The sequence below is a fragment of the Citrobacter sp. R4 genome, from assembly GCF_026719175.1.
In the GTDB taxonomy this organism is placed as follows: Bacteria; Pseudomonadota; Gammaproteobacteria; order Enterobacterales; family Enterobacteriaceae; genus Citrobacter_A; species Citrobacter_A sedlakii.
Window position 1 is genome coordinate 109,674 of record NZ_JAPPSU010000005.1, and the last position, 18,363, is coordinate 128,036.

16 protein-coding genes and 1 tRNA gene are annotated in these 18,363 nt (G+C 55.6%); 14 read left to right on the top strand and 3 right to left on the bottom strand.

Annotated features, from left to right (window positions below; translation table 11 throughout):
* The first annotated feature begins 39 nt into the window (after positions 1 to 39).
* The 8 genes from OOJ60_RS12940 to ureG all read left to right on the top strand — a co-directional run bounded on the left by OOJ60_RS12940 (position 40) and on the right by ureG (position 6,581).
* Positions 40 to 1,503: an anion permease gene (locus OOJ60_RS12940; RefSeq protein ID WP_042289328.1), complete on the top strand. Its 1,464-nt coding sequence runs from the start codon at positions 40 to 42 to the stop codon at positions 1,501 to 1,503.
* A 140-nt stretch (positions 1,504 to 1,643) separates the two neighbouring features.
* Positions 1,644 to 2,468, top strand: a complete 825-nt coding sequence (locus OOJ60_RS12945; RefSeq protein WP_205612744.1) for an urease accessory protein UreD — start codon at positions 1,644 to 1,646, stop codon at positions 2,466 to 2,468.
* Positions 2,469 to 2,477: 9 nt separating this feature from the next.
* A complete protein-coding gene (locus OOJ60_RS12950; RefSeq protein WP_042289336.1) occupies positions 2,478 to 2,780 on the top strand; it encodes an urease subunit gamma in 303 nt (100 codons plus the stop codon).
* 9 nt (positions 2,781 to 2,789) lie between these two features.
* A complete protein-coding gene (locus OOJ60_RS12955; protein WP_042289337.1) occupies positions 2,790 to 3,110 on the top strand; it encodes an urease subunit beta in 321 nt (106 codons plus the stop codon).
* Positions 3,103 to 4,806, top strand: coding sequence for an urease subunit alpha (ureC, locus tag OOJ60_RS12960; protein ID WP_060570857.1), 1,704 nt, complete (start codon positions 3,103 to 3,105; stop codon positions 4,804 to 4,806). The genes OOJ60_RS12955 and ureC overlap by 8 nt, the downstream gene beginning before the upstream one ends.
* 9 nt (positions 4,807 to 4,815) lie before the next feature.
* Entirely contained in the window at positions 4,816 to 5,280 is a 465-nt protein-coding gene (ureE, locus tag OOJ60_RS12965; protein WP_205612686.1) for an urease accessory protein UreE, read from the top strand.
* Complete coding sequence (locus OOJ60_RS12970) at positions 5,280 to 5,954, top strand: urease accessory protein UreF (protein WP_205612687.1); 675 nt, start codon at positions 5,280 to 5,282, stop codon at positions 5,952 to 5,954. The genes ureE and OOJ60_RS12970 overlap by 1 nt, the downstream gene beginning before the upstream one ends.
* A gap of 9 nt (positions 5,955 to 5,963) precedes the next feature.
* Positions 5,964 to 6,581 carry an urease accessory protein UreG gene (gene ureG / locus OOJ60_RS12975; protein WP_042289346.1) on the top strand — a complete coding sequence of 206 codons (618 nt, stop codon included), beginning with the start codon at positions 5,964 to 5,966 and terminating at the stop codon, positions 6,579 to 6,581.
* Positions 6,582 to 6,616: 35 nt separating this feature from the next.
* On the opposite strand, the gene OOJ60_RS12980 is transcribed toward ureG, so the two are convergent.
* Positions 6,617 to 8,668 (bottom strand): S8 family serine peptidase, encoded by a 2,052-nt coding sequence (locus OOJ60_RS12980; protein ID WP_205612688.1) that lies wholly within the window; start codon positions 8,666 to 8,668, stop codon positions 6,617 to 6,619.
* A gap of 303 nt (positions 8,669 to 8,971) precedes the next feature.
* On the opposite strand from OOJ60_RS12980, the gene OOJ60_RS12985 reads away from it, so the two are divergent.
* Entirely contained in the window at positions 8,972 to 9,640 is a 669-nt protein-coding gene (locus OOJ60_RS12985; RefSeq protein WP_199957043.1) for a LuxR C-terminal-related transcriptional regulator, read from the top strand.
* Positions 9,641 to 9,661: 21 nt separating this feature from the next.
* On the opposite strand, the gene tsaD is transcribed toward OOJ60_RS12985, so the two are convergent.
* Positions 9,662 to 10,675: a tRNA (adenosine(37)-N6)-threonylcarbamoyltransferase complex transferase subunit TsaD gene (tsaD, locus tag OOJ60_RS12990; protein ID WP_042289353.1), complete on the bottom strand. Its 1,014-nt coding sequence runs from the start codon at positions 10,673 to 10,675 to the stop codon at positions 9,662 to 9,664.
* A 227-nt stretch (positions 10,676 to 10,902) separates the two neighbouring features.
* Here tsaD and rpsU point away from each other — a divergent pair, with 227 nt between their 5' ends.
* The 3 genes from rpsU (at position 10,903) to rpoD (ending at position 15,205) form a co-directional block, all read left to right on the top strand.
* Positions 10,903 to 11,118: a 30S ribosomal protein S21 gene (gene rpsU, locus OOJ60_RS12995; RefSeq protein WP_001144069.1), complete on the top strand. Its 216-nt coding sequence runs from the start codon at positions 10,903 to 10,905 to the stop codon at positions 11,116 to 11,118.
* A gap of 235 nt (positions 11,119 to 11,353) precedes the next feature.
* Entirely contained in the window at positions 11,354 to 13,099 is a 1,746-nt protein-coding gene (dnaG, locus tag OOJ60_RS13000; protein WP_042289356.1) for a DNA primase, read from the top strand.
* Between the two features lie 258 nt (positions 13,100 to 13,357).
* Positions 13,358 to 15,205: an RNA polymerase sigma factor RpoD gene (rpoD, locus tag OOJ60_RS13005; protein WP_042289358.1), complete on the top strand. Its 1,848-nt coding sequence runs from the start codon at positions 13,358 to 13,360 to the stop codon at positions 15,203 to 15,205.
* Positions 15,206 to 15,293: 88 nt separating this feature from the next.
* Here rpoD and mug read toward each other — a convergent pair whose 3' ends face one another.
* Positions 15,294 to 15,800, bottom strand: a complete 507-nt coding sequence (gene mug, locus OOJ60_RS13010) for a G/U mismatch-specific DNA glycosylase (RefSeq protein ID WP_060570862.1) — start codon at positions 15,798 to 15,800, stop codon at positions 15,294 to 15,296.
* Between the two features lie 125 nt (positions 15,801 to 15,925).
* Here mug and OOJ60_RS13015 point away from each other — a divergent pair.
* Together OOJ60_RS13015 and OOJ60_RS13020 are read left to right on the top strand one after the other, a co-directional pair.
* A tRNA-Ile gene (locus OOJ60_RS13015) sits at positions 15,926 to 16,001 on the top strand.
* 655 nt (positions 16,002 to 16,656) lie between these two features.
* Positions 16,657 to 18,351 carry a ShlB/FhaC/HecB family hemolysin secretion/activation protein gene (locus OOJ60_RS13020; protein WP_205612689.1) on the top strand — a complete coding sequence of 565 codons (1,695 nt, stop codon included), beginning with the start codon at positions 16,657 to 16,659 and terminating at the stop codon, positions 18,349 to 18,351.
* Positions 18,352 to 18,363: the final 12 nt, after the last annotated feature.

Consider the following 18,363-nt stretch of genomic DNA (forward strand, 5'->3'; position numbering starts at 1 on the left):
AGAGGCGCCCCGCCTCTCCCTCTTCGCAGGGATACGACAATGGCACCTTTAGCTGGTTGGTGGCGATACCTGGCTCCGCTGGTGGTCATCGCCATTATTGCTGTTTTGCCCGTCCCCACCGGTCTTGAGAACCACACGTGGCTCTATTTTGCGGTCTTTACCGGCGTCATTGTGGGACTGATTCTGGAACCTGTTCCCGGCGCGGTGGTGGCGATGATCGGCATTTCGACGATCGCCGTCCTCTCGCCGTGGTTGCTGTTCAGCCCCGAACAGCTGGCGCAGGACGGGTTTAAATTCACCGCCAAAGCGCTATCGTGGGCGGTGTCTGGTTTTTCTAATTCAGTTATCTGGCTGATCTTTGCCGCTTTTATGTTCGGTACGGGCTATGAAAAAACCGGGCTGGGGCGACGCATCGCGCTATGGCTGGTGAAAAAGATGGGGCACCGCACGCTGTTTCTCGGCTACGCGGTCATGCTCTCTGAGCTGATCCTCGCGCCTGTTACGCCCTCAAACTCCGCGCGCGGCGCCGGGATTATCTACCCGATAATCCGTAATCTGCCGCCGCTGTATCATTCGCAGCCGAATGACGCCAGTTCGCGCTCTATTGGTTCCTACATCATGTGGATGGGGATCACCGCCGACTGCGTCACCAGCGCCATTTTCCTCACCGCGATGGCGCCAAACCTGCTGCTGATTGGCCTGATGAAGGGCGCGGCGCACACGGCGCTAAGCTGGGGCGACTGGTTCTTAGGGATGCTGCCGCTGAGTATTTTGCTGGTTCTGCTGGTCCCGTGGCTTGCTTATGTGCTGTACCCGCCGGTGCTTAAGTCCGGCGATCAGGTGCCGCGCTGGGCAGAGGCGGAGCTGAAGGCGATGGGCCCGCTGAGCACGCGTGAGAAAAAGATGTTAGTGCTGATGGTCGGCGCGCTGGTGCTGTGGATTTTCGGCGGTGACTACATTGACGCGGCGATGGTTGGCTACAGCGTGGTGGCGTTAATGCTGGTGCTGCGCATTATCTGCTGGGATGACATCGTCAGTAATAAAGCCGCATGGAACGTCTTTTTCTGGCTCGCGTCACTGATTACTCTTGCGACCGGGCTGAACAATACCGGCTTTATCCGCTGGTTTGGCAACCTGCTGGCAGGCAGCCTGAGCGGCTATTCCCCGACAATGGTGATGGTCGCGCTGATCGTGGTGTTTTATCTGCTGCGTTATTTCTTCGCCAGCGCCACGGCGTACACCTCCGCACTGGCGCCAATGATGATCGCCGCCGCGCTGGCGATGCCGGACATTCCGCTCCCCGTATTTTGCCTGATGGTCGGCGCGGCGATTGGTCTGGGTAGCATTCTTACCCCGTATGCTACCGGCCCCAGCCCCATCTACTACGGTAGCGGTTATTTGCCGACGGCTGACTACTGGCGGCTGGGGGCGATTTTTGGCCTGATCTTCATGCTGCTACTGATCGTCACCGGTTTGCTCTGGATGCCTCTCGTTTTGCTTTAACCCCCGTTGGGGCGGCCGGGCTGCCGCCCCTTTTTTCTGATTTCCCTCCTTTCCCATAAGCGTCTCATATGACCGCTTTGCCGCCGTGCTGAGGCATACTTTTTGCCATGCACCTATCTTTAAACTGACAGGGGAACGCTCTGGACACGCTTGCGCACGAGACACTCATTCGGGGCTGGCAGGCCGAACTGGACCTGCGGTTTACCCGTGCCGCGCACAAAACGGTGCTCACCTCAGCGCGTCACGTTGGTCCGTTAGCCGTTCAACGACCGTTTTACCCGGAAGATGATGTTTGTCATCTTTATTTGCTTCACCCGCCTGGCGGTATTGTCGGCGGCGATGAACTGCACATTTCCGTCACCCTTGACGCCCACAGCCACGCGTTAATCACCCAGCCCGGCGCGGGAAAGTTTTACCGCAGCGCAGGGCAACTGGCGCAACTGCGTCAGGATTTCACCCTTGCGCCGCACGCCACGCTGGAATGGCTGCCGCAGGATACGATCCTGTTTCCCGGCGCTCGCGCCAGCCTGCGCACCGTGTTCCATCTGACAACCGAAAGCCAACTGCTCGGCTGGGATCTGCTCTGCCTGGGTCGCCCGGTAATGCAGGAAACGTTCAGCCACGGCACGCTGGTCAACCGGCTGGAAATCTGGCGCGACGGCATACCGCTGCTTATCGAAGGCCTGAAAATTCGCGGGGGCGATCTTTCCGCCGTCGCGAACCAGCCGTGGTGCGGCACGATGTTTTGCTATCCGGGGACAGAGGCGATGCTGGACGGAGCCCGTGAACGGCTTATGCCGCTTGGCGAATACGCAGGCGCGACGCTCGTTGACTCGCTGCTCACCGTACGCTTTCTGGCGGCAGACAACCTGCTTATCCAACGCGCGATGCGCGATATCTGGCGCTTTTTACGTCCGCTGTTAACTCACAAACAACCGCATCTGCCGCGTATCTGGCAGACCTAAGAGACACCGATGGAACTGACTCCCAGAGAAAAAGACAAGCTGTTGCTCTTTACCGCCGCGCTGGTGGCAGAACGCCGTCTGGCGCGCGGCCTGAAGCTGAATTATCCGGAATCGGTAGCGCTGATCAGCGCCTTCATTATGGAAGGCGCACGCGACGGCAAAAGCGTGGCCTCGCTGATGGAAGACGGCCGCCATGTGCTCACCCGCGATCAGGTGATGGAGGGGGTACCGGAGATGATCCCGGACATCCAGGTAGAAGCAACGTTTCCGGACGGATCCAAGCTGGTGACCGTCCACAATCCGATCGTGTAAGGAGAGGTTATGATTCCAGGCGAATACCGGATCGCGGCAGGAAATATTGCGCTCAATCACCAGCGCGAGACCTGCACTCTCGTGGTGGAAAACCACGGCGATCGCCCCGTTCAGGTTGGATCGCATTACCACTTTTTCGAAGCTAACCCCGCCCTGCGCTTCCCGCGCGAGGCGGCGCGCGGATACCGCCTGAATATCCCCGCCGGCACCGCGGTGCGCTTTGAACCGGGGCAAAAGCGCGAGGTCGAGCTGGTGCGCGTAGCAGGCGCGCAGCGTATTTTTGGCTTTCGCGGCGAGGTCATGGGCGCGCTGGAGGTCAACAATGGCTGAGATCTCCCGGCAAGCGTATGCCGATATGTTTGGCCCCACCACCGGCGATAAAGTGCGTCTGGCGGACACAGATTTGTGGATCGAAGTGGAAAACGATCTCACCACCTATGGCGAAGAGGTGAAATTCGGCGGCGGTAAAGTGATCCGCGACGGTATGGGTCAGGGACAGATGCGCGCCGACGCCTGCGTGGATCTGGTGATCACCAACGCGCTGATCGTCGACCACTGGGGGATCGTTAAAGCGGATATCGGCATCAAAGACGGCAGGATCTTCGCCGTCGGCAAAGCCGGTAATCCGGACATTCAGCCTGACGTGACGATCCCGATCGGCGTTGGGACGGAGGCGATCGCCGGAGAAGGTAAGATCGTCACCGCTGGCGGCGTCGATACCCATATTCACTGGATCTGTCCGCAGCAGGCGCAGGAGGCGCTGGTTTCCGGCGTGACGACGATGATCGGCGGCGGTACAGGACCGGCAGCGGGTACCAACGCCACCACCTGTACGCCCGGCCCCTGGAACATCGCCCGGATGTTGCAGGCCGCGGATACCCTGCCGGTCAATATCGGTCTGCTCGGCAAGGGAAATGGCTCCAATCCGGATACGCTGCGCGAGCAGGTGACCGCCGGGGCGATCGGCCTGAAAATTCATGAAGACTGGGGAGCGACGCCTGCGGCTATCGACTGCGCGCTGACCGTCGCCGACGAAATGGATATTCAGGTGGCGCTGCACAGCGACACCCTGAACGAGTCCGGCTTTGTCGAAGACACGCTGGCGGCTATTGGCGATCGCACGATCCATACGTTTCACACCGAAGGCGCGGGCGGCGGCCATGCGCCGGATATCATTACCGCCTGCGCGCACGCCAATATTCTGCCGTCATCAACCAACCCAACGCTGCCTTACACCGTGAATACTATCGATGAGCATCTCGACATGCTGATGGTGTGCCACCATCTCGACCCCGATATCGCCGAAGACGTGGCGTTTGCCGAGTCACGCATTCGGCGCGAAACCATCGCCGCCGAGGACGTGCTGCATGACATTGGCGCGTTTTCGCTGACCTCGTCGGATTCCCAGGCGATGGGCCGCGTCGGCGAAGTGATTCTGCGCACCTGGCAGGTAGCGCACCGGATGAAAGTACAGCGCGGCGCGCTGGCGGAAGAGCGCGGCGATAACGACAACCAGCGGGTGAAACGCTACATCGCCAAGTACACCATTAACCCGGCGCTGACTCACGGTATCGCCCATGAGGTCGGCTCCATTGAGGCCGGAAAACTGGCGGATCTGGCGCTGTGGTCGCCGGCGTTTTTCGGTGTCAAACCCGCCGCCATTATCAAGGGGGGAATGATCGCCTGCGCGCCGATGGGCGATATCAACGCCTCGATCCCCACGCCGCAGCCGGTGCACTACCGGATGATGTTCGGCGCATTGGGCGCTGCGCGTCATCACACCCGGTTAACCTTTTTGTCCCAGGCCGCCCACGACAGCGGCGTCGCTCAGCAGTTGAATTTACACAGCGCCACCGCGGTGGTGAAAGGCTGCCGGACGGTGAAAAAAGCCGACATGATCCACAACAGCCTGCAACCCGATATCACCGTCGACGCCCAGACCTACGAGGTGCGCATTGACGGCGAACGCATTACCAGCGAGCCGGCAGACGTGCTGCCGATGGCGCAACGTTACTTTTTATTTTAAGGAGCCGACATGCTGCTATTAACGCAACGGGTTGAGACGACAGCACAAGCCACCGCCACCCTGACGCTGCCGATTGATATCCGCGTAAAAAGCCGGGCCAAAGTGCGACTGAACGACGGGCGCGAGGCGGGATTGATGCTGCCGCGCGGCCTGCTGTTGCGCGGCGGCGACCGCCTGCGTAGCGAAGACGGGACGGAAGTGGTGGAGATCATCGCCGCCCATGAAGCGGTTTCGGTGGTGCGCTGCGCCAACCCGTTTCTGCTCGCCAAAGCGTGCTATCACCTCGGCAATCGCCACGTACCGCTGCAAATTTTGCCGGATGAACTGCGCTATCATCACGATCATGTGCTGGACGCCATGCTGCGCCAGTTCGATCTTGACGTGACCTTTGCGCATTTACCGTTTGAGCCGGAAGCGGGCGCTTACGCCAGCGAGTCCCACGGGCATAGTCATCATCACGGTCATGCGCACTGATGCGTGACGCCCGCCAGCAGTTGCGCCTGCTACAGCTCGCCAGCAGCAGCCTGCCGGTGGGATCGTTTACCTGGTCTCAGGGGCTGGAGTGGGCGGTGGAGAGCGGTTGGGTCAACAGCGTCGATGCCTTCGCCCGCTGGCAGCGACAGCAAATGGAGCACAATTTTTTTACCGTCGACCTGCCGTTGTTCGCCCGGCTTTATCGCGCCTGCGAGCAGGACGATATCACCGCCGCCCGCCGCTGGACGACGTACCTGCTGGCCTGTCGGGAAACCCGCGAACTGCGCGAAGAAGAGCGCAACCGGGGAGCGGCATTTACCCGGCTGGTGACAGACTGGGTGCCGGAAAGCCCGCCCGCGTGGCGCGCGCTGTTCGCTGACAGCCAGCTCTGCGGGATGGCCTGGCTTGGCGTACAGTGGCGGCTGCCGCTCGCCGATCTGGCCTTAACGCTGGGCTACAGCTGGATTGAAAGCGCCGTAATGGCGGGCGTTAAGCTGGTGCCCTTCGGCCAGCAGACGGCGCAGCGGCTGATGATAACCCTCAGCGAACATTACGCACAGGGTATAACGCAGGCGTTGTGCTGTCCGGATGAACACCTCGGCTCTGCTACGCCGCTGGCGGCTATCGCCTCCGCCCGCCACGAAACCCAATACTGCCGATTATTCCGCTCCTGAGGAGAGACAATGAGTGAGTACAAACATCCCCTGCGCGTCGGCGTGGGCGGCCCGGTAGGATCGGGCAAAACCGCCCTGCTGGAAGCGTTATGCAAAGCCATGCGCGACACCTGGCAACTGGCGGTGGTCACGAACGACATTTACACCAAAGAGGATCAGCGCATCCTGACAGAAGCGGGCGCGCTTGAGCCGGAACGCATCGTCGGCGTCGAAACCGGCGGCTGTCCACACACCGCCATCCGTGAAGACGCCTCAATGAATCTGGCGGCAGTGGATGCATTAAGCGCGAAATTCGGTAATCTGGATCTGATCTTCGTCGAAAGCGGCGGTGACAACCTGAGCGCCACGTTCAGTCCGGAACTGGCGGATCTGACGATCTACGTGATCGACGTAGCTGAAGGAGAGAAGATCCCACGCAAAGGCGGCCCGGGGATCACTAAATCTGACTTTCTGGTGATCAACAAAACCGATCTGGCCCCTTACGTCGGGGCGTCGCTGGAGGTGATGGCGCGCGACACCAACCGCATGCGCGGCGCGCGTCCGTGGACCTTTACTAACCTGAAGACGGGCGACGGTCTGGAGACGATTATTGCGTTTCTGAAAGAGAAAGGGATGCTGCGAATCTGACTAAAAGGGCCTGGCGATAAGCCAGGCCTTCATGGTTATTTGCAGCTGTTATTGGATGTGCCCTGTTCACGCCATGCGCCCCACTGGCCGCCCGTTCCCGGTGTTTCCTGTCCCGGGTTGACATACCACTGGTTGAACCAAATTTTACCGTTGTAAGATACTTTGGTGCATTTGGTCGGATAGGCTATTTTGCCGTTATAGGCTGGCGCCGTATTGGTCGCCGGCACGTCATCATTTGCCGGCGCGTCGTCATTCGCCGGCGTATCGTCTTTTGTCGGCGTGTCTTCCTTCGCTGGCGTCGCAGGTTTACTTACCATGATGGTCATGCTGTCCTGCGCGGTACGGCCATCCGCCCCTGTTGTTGTCAGCGTAAAGGTAGCCTGCCCTTCCGTATTGGCAGGAATCACCGCATAGGCATGAGCATTGTCGATGCTGTTCACCTGCACGCCGTTCAGTTTTTCCTCCAGGAAGAAGGTGCCAACACCTTTTGTTACGCTCCAGTTATACGATGTCGCGTTCAGGCTCTTGCTGCCGTCCAGAGGATAGGTGCTTACGCCAGTGGTTGGGGAAACCATAGTGTAGTCTGCTCCTGCGGCAGCGGTAGGAGCAGGAATAGCAGGAATATCGCTGCCATTCTTCAACGCCAGGATCCGGGCGACAGCACGCGCCATATCGGGTTGCGTACCGACCTTCGCCGAGTCGCCATTCGCAATTGGCGTGCCGGTTTCAGCCAGGATTTGACGCATCTGGCGCGGTGTAACGGTGATCCCGTTCGCTTTGGCAATACCTGACAGGCTGGCCACCACGCCTGCCACAATAGGCGTTGCTGAAGACGTCCCGCCAAAACTTCCGGTATAATTTGCATTGGTTCTGTTATAGAGATTGCCATAGCCCGTCGTTGTGACATCACTACAGCCTCTTGATGAACTGGTGACACGCGACCCATAGGTGCTAAAGTTCGCTTTTTTACCGTCTTTTGAACAGAATGCCCCGGCGATAATCGCGCCTGAATCACGCACTTGCGTATCCCAACGACCATTAAAGGCGGGAGAGTCCAGATTAATATTGCCATTCCCTGCGGAAGTAATCACAAACACGCCTTTATCCGTGAGCGCCTTGATGACGTTGAAATAACTGTCCAGATATTCAATGGGAATATAACAGGCTGATTTACAGGTCCCGGTAATTTCTCCGCCATACGTCTGCATATTTAACGAGACAACATCACCCGCTTTTAATAACGGAATAACATTAAAGAGATTCGACGCAGGCCAGGCCGCATAGCCCACTTTGCTTTTATAACTTAGACCACGAACACCAGAACCAATATCGCGCGCAGCTAAAATACCAACAGAAGCCGTATTATGTTCCCGCTCATTGCAGGTATCTTTATTTGGTCCCTGAACGAATGAAGCAGGTGGTAAATTCACATGATTTGCATTCCAGCCGCAGTTCTCAGAAGAAACAATAGTGATATCCTCACCCTCGTTCCCTATATACTGATTAACGCTGTCGCGGTTCACCCCGCCAATATAATAACCAGAACGCTTGTCATCCGGGGCTTTTAAATAATCCTGCTGCTGTCGATAATCGGGCACAGACACGGCCGACAGGCCGCTGTTCACTGTCGATTTTAATAGGGTTGAAGACTGACCTGCTTCTTGCTTTTCTGCCTGAAAACCTACGGGCATAGCTTCAGGATAAACAGTCTCAACATCCTGATTTTGTTGAATAGTGTTGATCACATGTTCGATATAATTTCGATCTTGCTTTTTATTTTCTGGCAGCTCAATACGCAGATAACGATCGAATCCATACCGTGCGTTTAGCTCCGCAATTTCAGCTGCGCGTTCGCGGCTCAGGTTGTCCGCGTGGTACATGCGGGTGGCGACGAGTGCGGGATCGTCAAGTTTTAACAGGTAGGTTTGAGATTTACCCGGTTTTAGCTTAACGACAATAGCGTCATACGAAACGCCTTCCTGAACCTCTTTCGCCTGATGTACGTGCTGTAAGGCGGTGCCGGTTTGAGCGTAAGCCGCACAGGTTACTGCTGCGCAAATTAACATTGATAAAATGCTTTTTTTCATGTTAGCCGATATTCCTTTATGACATGATCTGTGTTGTTCCTTTTTTCAGCCTAAAATAGTCATTACCCAACGGCCAAGTAGAGCTTTCTTTTAAATAATAAGAAAATTCTTTTTCTTTCGCGCCGAGCTAAAAAGCAGAGGCGTTACACAAGTCAACTCATAAAAAAGATAAAAACGGTCAAAATAAAAAAATCGTATATCGACATTAATGCAAGCACATTTTTATATGAAAGTGTTCTTTTAATTTTACTCACCAACGTATGGTGCTTATAAAATATTCGCCTTCTTATGCTGGAGAACGTGATGTCAGTAAAAATAGCGATTGCCGATGAGCACCCCCTGATCCGCCGGGGTATACGTGCAATGATTGAAGGGTTAGACAGATCCTGCGCGAGCTCTGGTTCCCATTTCTCGCTGCTGGAAGACGTCGGGTCGACCTCTTCCTTGCTTACGTTGCTGGCAGGAGAAACTCCCGACATCCTGCTGTTGGGATATATGCTTAACACCGCACAACACCTTCATCCGCACTGTGATTTGGACGGACTGGCGCTGATTAAAAAATTGCACCAGAAATACCCTGCGTTAAAAGTGGTGCTGATAGCCCCGTTTAAAAGCCCGCAGCTTATCCGGCTGACGCTTGAAGTCGGGGCAAAAGCCTATGTCAGTCACGCCCTCAGTGAGACAGTCCTGCGCGATACGCTTAATTTCGTCATAAAAGATGAGGTCTACATCGAACCGTCGCTAATGAAAGGCTTCCTTCAAAGCGAGGAGTCGCTCTCCGCCAGAGAAATAGACGTGTTGCGTTTTCTGTGCAAAGGGGGAAATCTGACGGATGTCTCTCGTCAGATGCACCTGAGTATTAAAACCGTAAGCGCGCATAAAATACGGGCAATGGAGAAATTGCGGGTGAAAAATGACAGTCAGCTCTATTGCCTGCTGGCCAGATCCCGGATATTAGATATTATGACCTGACATCCGGGATGACACGCCGCCTCAGGCGGCAGGCAACTCCGCCAGCGGCCAGCGCGGACGCACGCTGACGCCCAGGTCGGCCAGCGCGCCCGCTTTAAAACGCACCATACCGGCATAGGCGATCATCGCGCCATTGTCAGTGCAAAATTCCGGGCGGGCGTAAAAGACTTCGCCACGGCGTTTTTGCATCATCTCTGCCAGCTTCGCGCGCAGGGTGCGGTTAGCGCTGACGCCCCCCGCCATCACCAGACGTTTGAAACCGGTTTGATCCAGCGCGCGTTTGCATTTGATCATCAGCGTATCGACGACCGCGTCTTCAAATGCGCGGGCGATATCGGCGCGGGTCTGATCGTCATCGCCATTGCTGCGAATGGTGTTAGCAGCAAAGGTTTTCAGGCCGGAAAAGCTGAAGTCCAGCCCAGGGCGATCGGTCATCGGGCGTGGGAAGACAAAACGCCCGGCGGTACCCTGTGCGGCCATTTTCGACAGCATCGGACCACCAGGATAGTCCAGCCCCAGCAGCTTCGCGGTTTTATCAAACGCTTCGCCAGCGGCATCGTCAATCGACTCGCCCAGCAGGGTATACTGACCGACGCCGGTCACGCTGATAAGCTGCGTATGGCCGCCGGAAACCAGCAGCGCCACAAACGGAAATTCTGGCGGGTTATCTTCCAGCATTGGCGCCAGCAGATGCCCTTCCATATGGTGTACAGGAATGGCCGGCACGTTCCAGGCGAATGCCAACGAACGTCCAACCGTTGCGCCCACCAGCAGCGCGCCAACCAGACCCGGACCGGCGGTATACGCCACCGCGTCAATCTCTTTGGCGTTCAATCCGGCTTCTTTCAGCGCCGCCTGGATCAACGGTACCGTTTTGCGGACGTGATCGCGTGAAGCCAGCTCAGGCACCACGCCGCCGTAGTCAGCGTGTAATTTCACCTGACTATACAATTGGTTGGCTAACAGACCTTTTTCGTCGTCGTAAATGGCGATGCCGGTTTCATCGCAGGATGTTTCAATTCCCAGTACACGCATGACTTGTTTTACCTCACTCTTATACCGCGCAGTTTAGGTCGAATGCGGGTCGATGTATACCCTGCGACCTGACTTCGTGTATACTCTGGCCCCTTACAAAAGTCCCTTTCAAAAAAGGCCGCGGTGCTTTACAAAGCAGCAGCAATTGCAGTAAAATTCCGCACCATTTTGAAATAAGCTGGCGTTGATGCCAGCGGCAAACCGATTTAATCAAAGGTGAGAGGCACATGCCGGTAATTAAAGTACGTGAAAACGAGCCGTTCGACGTAGCTCTGCGTCGCTTCAAGCGTTCCTGCGAAAAAGCAGGTGTTCTGGCGGAAGTTCGTCGTCGTGAGTTCTATGAAAAACCGACTACCGAACGTAAGCGCGCTAAAGCTTCTGCAGTGAAACGTCACGCGAAGAAACTGGCTCGCGAAAACGCACGCCGTACTCGTCTGTACTAATCTGTTGAGGGCCAGGGCTCTCAATTCAGACAGAGTTGTAGTTGTAAGGCCGTGCTTCCGAAAGGAATGCGCGGCTTGTTTTCGTTTATGAATCAGCAATTACACAACATCATTCACCCTGTATCAAGGCGGCAAGTGAGTGAATCCCCGGAGCTTAGAGAAGTCAGTAACTGGGGGTGAACGAGCGCAGCCAACGCAGAGACAGTTTGAAGGATGAAGTTTACTAACGGGGCTTATGGCTGGACGAATCCCACGCGTATTTATTAATGACCTGCTGGCGCGCACCGACATCGTCGATCTGATCGACGCGCGGGTGAAGCTCAAAAAGCAGGGCAAGAATTATCATGCGTGCTGTCCGTTCCATAACGAAAAAACCCCCTCTTTCACCGTAAACGGTGAAAAACAGTTTTATCACTGCTTTGGATGCGGCGCGCACGGCAACGCGATCGATTTCCTGATGAACTACGACAAGCTCGAGTTCGTGGAAACCGTCGAAGAGCTGGCGGCAATGCACAATCTTGAGGTTCCATTTGAAGCAGGCACTGGCCCCAGTCAGATAGAGCGCCATCAACGGCAAAGCCTTTATCAATTGATGGACGGTCTGAACACGTTTTATCAGCAATCTCTGATGCAACCCGCCGCTACCCCTGCGCGCCAGTATCTGGAAAAGCGAGGACTCAGTAGCGAAGTGATCGCGCGTTTTGCTATTGGTTTTGCGCCCCCCGGCTGGGACAACGTCCTGAAACGGTTTGGCGGCAATAGCGAAAATCGCCAGTCGCTGGTCGATGCGGGCATGTTGGTCACCAACGATCAGGGACGCAGCTATGACCGCTTCCGCGAACGGGTGATGTTCCCCATTCGCGACAAGCGTGGCCGGGTGATTGGCTTTGGTGGTCGGGTGCTGGGCGATGCCCTGCCGAAGTACCTCAACTCCCCGGAAACCGATATTTTTCATAAAGGCCGTCAGTTGTATGGTCTGTATGAAGCGCAGCAGGATAACGCCGATCCACAGCGACTGCTGGTTGTGGAAGGTTATATGGATGTGGTGGCGCTGGCGCAATACGGCATTAACTACGCCGTGGCGTCGTTGGGCACCTCGACCACCGCCGATCACATTCAGCTCCTGTTTCGCGCGACCAACACGGTGATTTGCTGTTATGACGGCGACCGGGCAGGACGAGACGCCGCCTGGCGCGCGCTGGAAACCGCGCTGCCGTATATGACCGATGGTCGTCAGCTACGCTTTATGTTCCTGCCTGACGGCGAAGACCCGGATACGCTGGTGCGTAAAGAGGGTAAAGAAGCGTTTGAAACCCGGATGGAGCAGGCGTTACCGCTCTCCGCGTTTTTGTTTAACAGCCTGCTGCCGCAGGTCGATTTGAGCACCCCGGACGGACGCGCGCAGCTCAGTACGCTGGCATTACCGTTAATCACTCAGGTGCCGGGCGAAACGCTGCGCATTTACCTGCGCCAGGAGTTGGGCAACAAGCTGGGCATCCTTGACGACAGCCAGCTTGAACGATTAATGCCAAAATTGTCTGAAAATGGCCCTTCCCGGCCCGCTCCACAGCTAAAACGCACGACCATGCGTATACTGATAGGACTGCTGGTGCAAAATCCGGAACTGGCGCCACTGGTCCCACCGTTGAACGGTCTGGATCATAATAAGCTGCCCGGACTTGGCTTATTTGCAGAACTGGTCAACACTTGTTTGTCCCAGCCAGGTCTGACCACCGGGCAACTTTTAGAACACTATCGTGGCACAAATGATGCGGCCACCCTTGAAAAACTGTCGATGTGGGACGATATAGCAGATAAGGACATTGCTGAAAAAACCTTCACCGACTCACTCAACCATATGTTTGATTCGATGCTTGAGCTGCGCCAGGAAGAGTTGATTGCTCGTGAGCGCACACATGGTTTAAGCAGCGAAGAACGCCGGGAGCTCTGGACTCTGAACCAGGAGCTGGCGAAGAGATAACTGAAAGACAACATCATTCGCGTTGTATCAAGGGCAGCATGAAATGCATCCCGGGAGTGTAAAGCTCGGGAACTCAGCGCCCCCGGGGACAACGTAAATGAGGAAGTATTTAACGGCTTAAGTGCCGAATAGCGATCGGGGAGACCCCGACAGCCGCACTGAGAGGCAGCGGCAAAAAAACAAATACGCCCTCGCTTTAAATGTTGGCGGCAACGCTGGCTGACACCAATCAAACGAATTAAGTGTGGATACCGTCTTATGGAGCAAAACCCGCAGTCACAGCTGAAGCTTCTTGTTACCCGTGGTAAGGAGCAAGGCTATCTGACCTATGCCGAGGTCAATGACCATCTGCCGGAAGATATCGTCGATTCAGATCAGATCGAAGATATCATCCAAATGATCAACGACATGGGTATTCAGGTGATGGAAGAAGCACCGGATGCCGATGATCTGCTGCTTGCTGAAAACACGACCAGTACCGATGAAGACGCAGAAGAAGCGGCTGCGCAGGTTCTCTCCAGCGTAGAGTCGGAAATCGGTCGCACCACCGATCCGGTGCGCATGTACATGCGCGAAATGGGCACCGTTGAACTGTTGACCCGCGAAGGCGAAATCGACATCGCAAAACGCATTGAAGACGGGATCAACCAGGTTCAGTGTTCTGTTGCGGAATACCCGGAAGCCATTACCTATCTTCTGGAACAATACGATCGCGTTGAAGCAGAAGAAGCGCGTCTGTCCGATCTGATCACCGGTTTCGTTGATCCAAACGCGGAAGAAGATCTGGCGCCTACCGCCACCCACGTCGGCTCAGAACTGTCTCAGGAAGACATGGACGACGATGAGGATGAAGATGAGGAAGACGGCGACGACGACAGCGCGGATGACGACAACAGCATCGACCCGGAACTGGCGCGCGAGAAATTTGCTGAACTGCGTACGCAGTATGAAGTGACGCGTGACACCATCAAAGCGAAAGGCCGTAGTCATGCGGATGCGCAGACCGAGATCCTCAAGCTTTCTGAAGTGTTCAAGCAGTTCCGCCTGGTACCGAAGCAGTTCGACTACCTCGTGAACAGCATGCGTGTGATGATGGACCGTGTGCGTACTCAGGAACGCCTGATCATGAAGCTCTGCGTTGAGCAGTGTAAAATGCCGAAGAAGAACTTCATCACCCTGTTCACCGGCAACGAGACCAGCGAAACCTGGTTCAACGCGGCTATCGCGATGAACAAACCGTGGTCTGAAAAGCTGCACGACGTGGCCGATGACGTTCACCGCGGCCTGCAAAAACTGCAGCAGATTGAAGAAGAGACCGGCCTGACCATCGAGCAGGTGAAAGACATCAACCGTCGTATGTCCATCGGCGAAGCAAAAGCCCGCCGTGCGAAGAAAGAGATGGTTGAAGCGAACTTACGTCTGGTTATCTCTATCGCCAAGAAATACACCAACCGTGGCCTGCAGTTCCTGGATCTGATTCAGGAAGGCAACATCGGTCTGATGAAAGCGGTAGACAAGTTTGAATACCGTCGTGGTTACAAGTTCTCCACCTATGCAACCTGGTGGATCCGTCAGGCGATCACCCGCTCTATCGCAGACCAGGCGCGCACCATCCGTATCCCGGTGCATATGATTGAGACCATTAACAAGCTCAACCGTATCTCCCGCCAGATGCTGCAAGAGATGGGGCGTGAACCGACGCCGGAAGAACTGGCCGAACGTATGCTGATGCCGGAAGACAAGATCCGTAAAGTGCTGAAGATCGCCAAAGAGCCGATCTCCATGGAAACCCCGATCGGTGACGATGAAGATTCGCATCTGGGTGATTTCATTGAGGATACCACCCTCGAGCTGCCGCTGGACTCTGCCACTACCGAGAGTCTGCGTGCCGCCACGCACGACGTTCTGGCTGGCCTGACCGCCCGTGAAGCCAAAGTGCTGCGTATGCGTTTCGGTATCGATATGAACACCGACCACACGCTGGAAGAAGTGGGTAAACAGTTTGACGTTACCCGCGAACGTATCCGTCAGATCGAAGCGAAGGCGCTGCGTAAACTACGCCACCCGAGCCGCTCTGAAGTGTTGCGTAGCTTCCTCGACGATTAATTTCGTCGTCTGTATCACTGACGCCACCTTCGGGTGGCGTTTTTTTTACTGCTCGGTAGATCCTGCATCGGGGCAATACTATCCCGCGCTACAATCCGCGGGTGATCAGCGCCTCGTCCAGCTCCCTGAATGCCTCGACCAGTTTATCCAGCGTAATGCGGCTCAGCCCGCTGGTATTGGGTAACACCCACACCTCGGTGGCGCCAATGGTGATGTCCTGTTTTCCCCATTGGACGCCCCGCTGGCTGAATCCCTGTTCAAACGCCTGCTTACCTAAAATGGCCAGCGCCTGCGGCTGATAATCTTCGATCTTCGCGATCAGATTACGCCCACCGTCATGCAGTTCTTTGCGCGTCACTTCATTCGCCTGAACCGTAGGCCTGTCGACCAGTTTAGTGACGCCGCAGCGAAAGTCTAACAGCCGTTCAGCCTCTTCCGGCTTAAGCTGGCGGTCGGTAAATCCGGCCTGATGAATCACTTTCCAGAAACGATTTGCCGGATGCGCAAACGGAAACCCCGTTCCCGCCGACGAAAGCCCGGGATTGATGCCACAGAACACCACCCGCAGCCCCGGGGCCAAAATATCCTTAACCATAGTTTCTCCAGAACAATACAACACGAGAAAAGTATAACGGATTGAAAATACGTTGTTTAATAAAACAGCACCTGTGCGGTTATGGCTGGATTGCAGGAGGGAGTTACTTTATAATTCACCGCCACGGCCCCTTAGCTCAGTGGTTAGAGCAGGCGACTCATAATCGCTTGGTCGCTGGTTCAAGTCCAGCAGGGGCCACCAAATTTTAGCTTTAAAATCATTAAGTTAAGCCACTCGAAAGAGTGGCTTTTTTGTTTGTATAAGTCAGCGTCCCCTTTTTGCCCCCCATTGGTGCGCATTCTCTGGTGCTTCAGAACATCCCCAGCGACACCGTTTATAAAAACACGATCACGCCGGTGTATACGTCCAAACTACCGCAGACGGAATACGTGGAAAAGCAGCCTTTGGTTACAGGTAATGCGAAAAAGAAAGCGCCCCGTGCCGCAGAAGCTGTGCTGTGATTTCGAAGTACGAATTTCAGTTCTCCGCAAAGCAGCCAGTGCCCCATCAATCTCAACGCCTTGTTCACTGTGTTCTCGCTAATAGGTTAAGCGACGCGTGACCGCCAACGAAAATCTGTGCACGTTCTCTAACCATGTTTTTGAAATTTTCTACAAGGGTTAGAGCCTGTTGTGTCAAAGGCATGAGAATGAGTGCGAAGGCCGGACTGACGATTGCTGTCAGCACATCTGACGCCTGTCTGTTAAAGCATTACTTTCTCGCCATTTCAGCGGGATGAAAAAATACATTAGCCTCAGTTATCATATGCACAAAATTAATAATGTTATTTACAAAATCTTACTAATGCCTTATTTTCACGATCAATTTTCATACAATCTTTACTTAAGGACAAGCAATGGGCAGGAAGCCAGTACGCGGATTTTCCGTCGTCACGCGCCTCTTCTGTATCTCCATTCTGGCGGTAGCGTGCGTGCGTGCCACAGCGGCACCGCTCTCTCCGGCTGACCGCGATACTATTCAACAGCAACAACAACAGTTACTTGAGCAGAACCAGCGTCAGCGTGATGAACTGGAGCGCAGCACACCGCAACCCCGCTCGTCTGCGCCTGTCGTGCCGCCGACCACTGAAGGCCCATGTTTCACTATTTCCCGTATTGAGGTGCATGGCGCCACCCTTCTCTCTTCACGCGATGCGAATACCGTTACCGCACCCTGGCTGAATCAGTGCCTGGATATGACCCGCCTGACGCAGGTCACTAACGCAGTCTCCGACTGGTACATCAGCCGCGGATATATCACCAGCCGCGCCTTTTTGACTGAGCAGGATCTCTCTTCCGGCGTGCTGCATCTGACTGTGCTGGAAGGCCGGTTACAGCAAATCCGCCTGGAAGGCGTACCGCAGCGGACGCTCGCCATGACCTTTCCCGGGCTGGAAGGAAAAATCCTTAACCTGCGTGACATCGAACAGGGTATGGAGCAATTAAACCGCGTGCGGCAGGTTCCGGTGGAGATTGAAATCCAGCCAGGCGACAAACAGGGCTGGTCAATTGTCAATCTCACCGCCGCCCCGGAATTTCCGCTCAGCGGTTCGGTAAATTTCGACAACAGCGGGCAGAAAAGTACCGGCACCGGGCAGTTCAGCGGCGCCCTGACCGGCAATAACCTGCTCGGGCTGGCGGATAAATGGTTTATCAGCGGCGGACGCAGCAGTGATTTTTCAAAGTCGCATGATGCGCAGAATTTTGCCGCAGGTGTCAGCGTGCCTTACGGCTACGGTCTGCTCGATTACAGCTACAGCTGGAGCAATTACCTCAACACCATTGATAACAACGGCTGGCCGTGGCGCTCGACCGGTGACAGCGAAACACACCGGCTTACCGGTTCGTGGGTGGTGTTCCGCAACGGCGATATCAAAACCGGTCTTACCACCGGCATGACGCACCGCATCAGCCGCAATTATCTTGATGACGTGCTGCTGGAGTCCAGCAGCCGCAAGCTCTCCAGCGTGATGCTCGGCATCAATCACACGCAAAAAATGTTCGGCGGTGTGGCGACCTTCAACCCGTCTTTTACCCACGGCGTGCCGTGGCTGGGCGCGGAAGACGATCACGATAAATACGGCGATGTGCCGAAAGCGGAGTTCCGCAAATGGAGCCTCAACGGCAGTTTCCAGCGCCCCGTCGCGGCCGATCTCTGGTGGCTCAGCAGCGTTTACTTTCAGTGGTCACCGGACCGGCTTTACGGTGCCGAACAGCTCACTCTGGGGGGAGAAAGCTCTGTCCGCGGTTTTAAAGAACAGTATCTCTCCGGCAACAATGGCGGTTATCTGCGAAATGAGCTGAATTACTCGCTGTTTACCCTGCCATGGATGGGGCAAATCAGCGTGATGGCAGCGCTGGATGGCGGCTGGCTGAAACAGGACGACCAGGATCCGTACGCCAGCGGCACGCTGTGGGGAGCGGCTGCCGGGCTGACCAGCGCGAATCGCTGGTTTTCGACACAGTTTACCGTGGGAACTCCCGTGAAATACCCGGACTGGCTGGCACCGGATCATCTCATTATTTATTACCGCATGGCGGTGGCGTTTTAAGGGACAAAAACG

Bases quoted from the DNA above. Each gene is read 5' to 3' on its own strand.
- OOJ60_RS12940 (WP_042289328.1), top strand. From the start codon at position 40: ATGGCACCTTTAGCTGGTTGGTGGCGATACCTGGCTCCGCTGGTGGTC.
- OOJ60_RS12950 (WP_042289336.1), top strand. From the start codon at position 2,478: ATGGAACTGACTCCCAGAGAAAAAGACAAGCTGTTGCTCTTTACCGCC.
- OOJ60_RS12955 (WP_042289337.1), top strand. From the start codon at position 2,790: ATGATTCCAGGCGAATACCGGATCGCGGCAGGAAATATTGCGCTCAAT.
- ureC (WP_060570857.1), top strand. From the start codon at position 3,103: ATGGCTGAGATCTCCCGGCAAGCGTATGCCGATATGTTTGGCCCCACC.
- ureE (WP_205612686.1), top strand. From the start codon at position 4,816: ATGCTGCTATTAACGCAACGGGTTGAGACGACAGCACAAGCCACCGCC.
- OOJ60_RS12970 (WP_205612687.1), top strand. From the start codon at position 5,280: ATGCGTGACGCCCGCCAGCAGTTGCGCCTGCTACAGCTCGCCAGCAGC.
- ureG (WP_042289346.1), top strand. From the start codon at position 5,964: ATGAGTGAGTACAAACATCCCCTGCGCGTCGGCGTGGGCGGCCCGGTA.
- OOJ60_RS12980 (WP_205612688.1), bottom strand. From the start codon at position 8,668: ATGAAAAAAAGCATTTTATCAATGTTAATTTGCGCAGCAGTAACCTGT.
- OOJ60_RS12985 (WP_199957043.1), top strand. From the start codon at position 8,972: ATGTCAGTAAAAATAGCGATTGCCGATGAGCACCCCCTGATCCGCCGG.
- tsaD (WP_042289353.1), bottom strand. From the start codon at position 10,675: ATGCGTGTACTGGGAATTGAAACATCCTGCGATGAAACCGGCATCGCC.
- rpsU (WP_001144069.1), top strand. From the start codon at position 10,903: ATGCCGGTAATTAAAGTACGTGAAAACGAGCCGTTCGACGTAGCTCTG.
- dnaG (WP_042289356.1), top strand. From the start codon at position 11,354: ATGGCTGGACGAATCCCACGCGTATTTATTAATGACCTGCTGGCGCGC.
- rpoD (WP_042289358.1), top strand. From the start codon at position 13,358: ATGGAGCAAAACCCGCAGTCACAGCTGAAGCTTCTTGTTACCCGTGGT.
- mug (WP_060570862.1), bottom strand. From the start codon at position 15,800: ATGGTTAAGGATATTTTGGCCCCGGGGCTGCGGGTGGTGTTCTGTGGC.
- OOJ60_RS13020 (WP_205612689.1), top strand. From the start codon at position 16,657: ATGGGCAGGAAGCCAGTACGCGGATTTTCCGTCGTCACGCGCCTCTTC.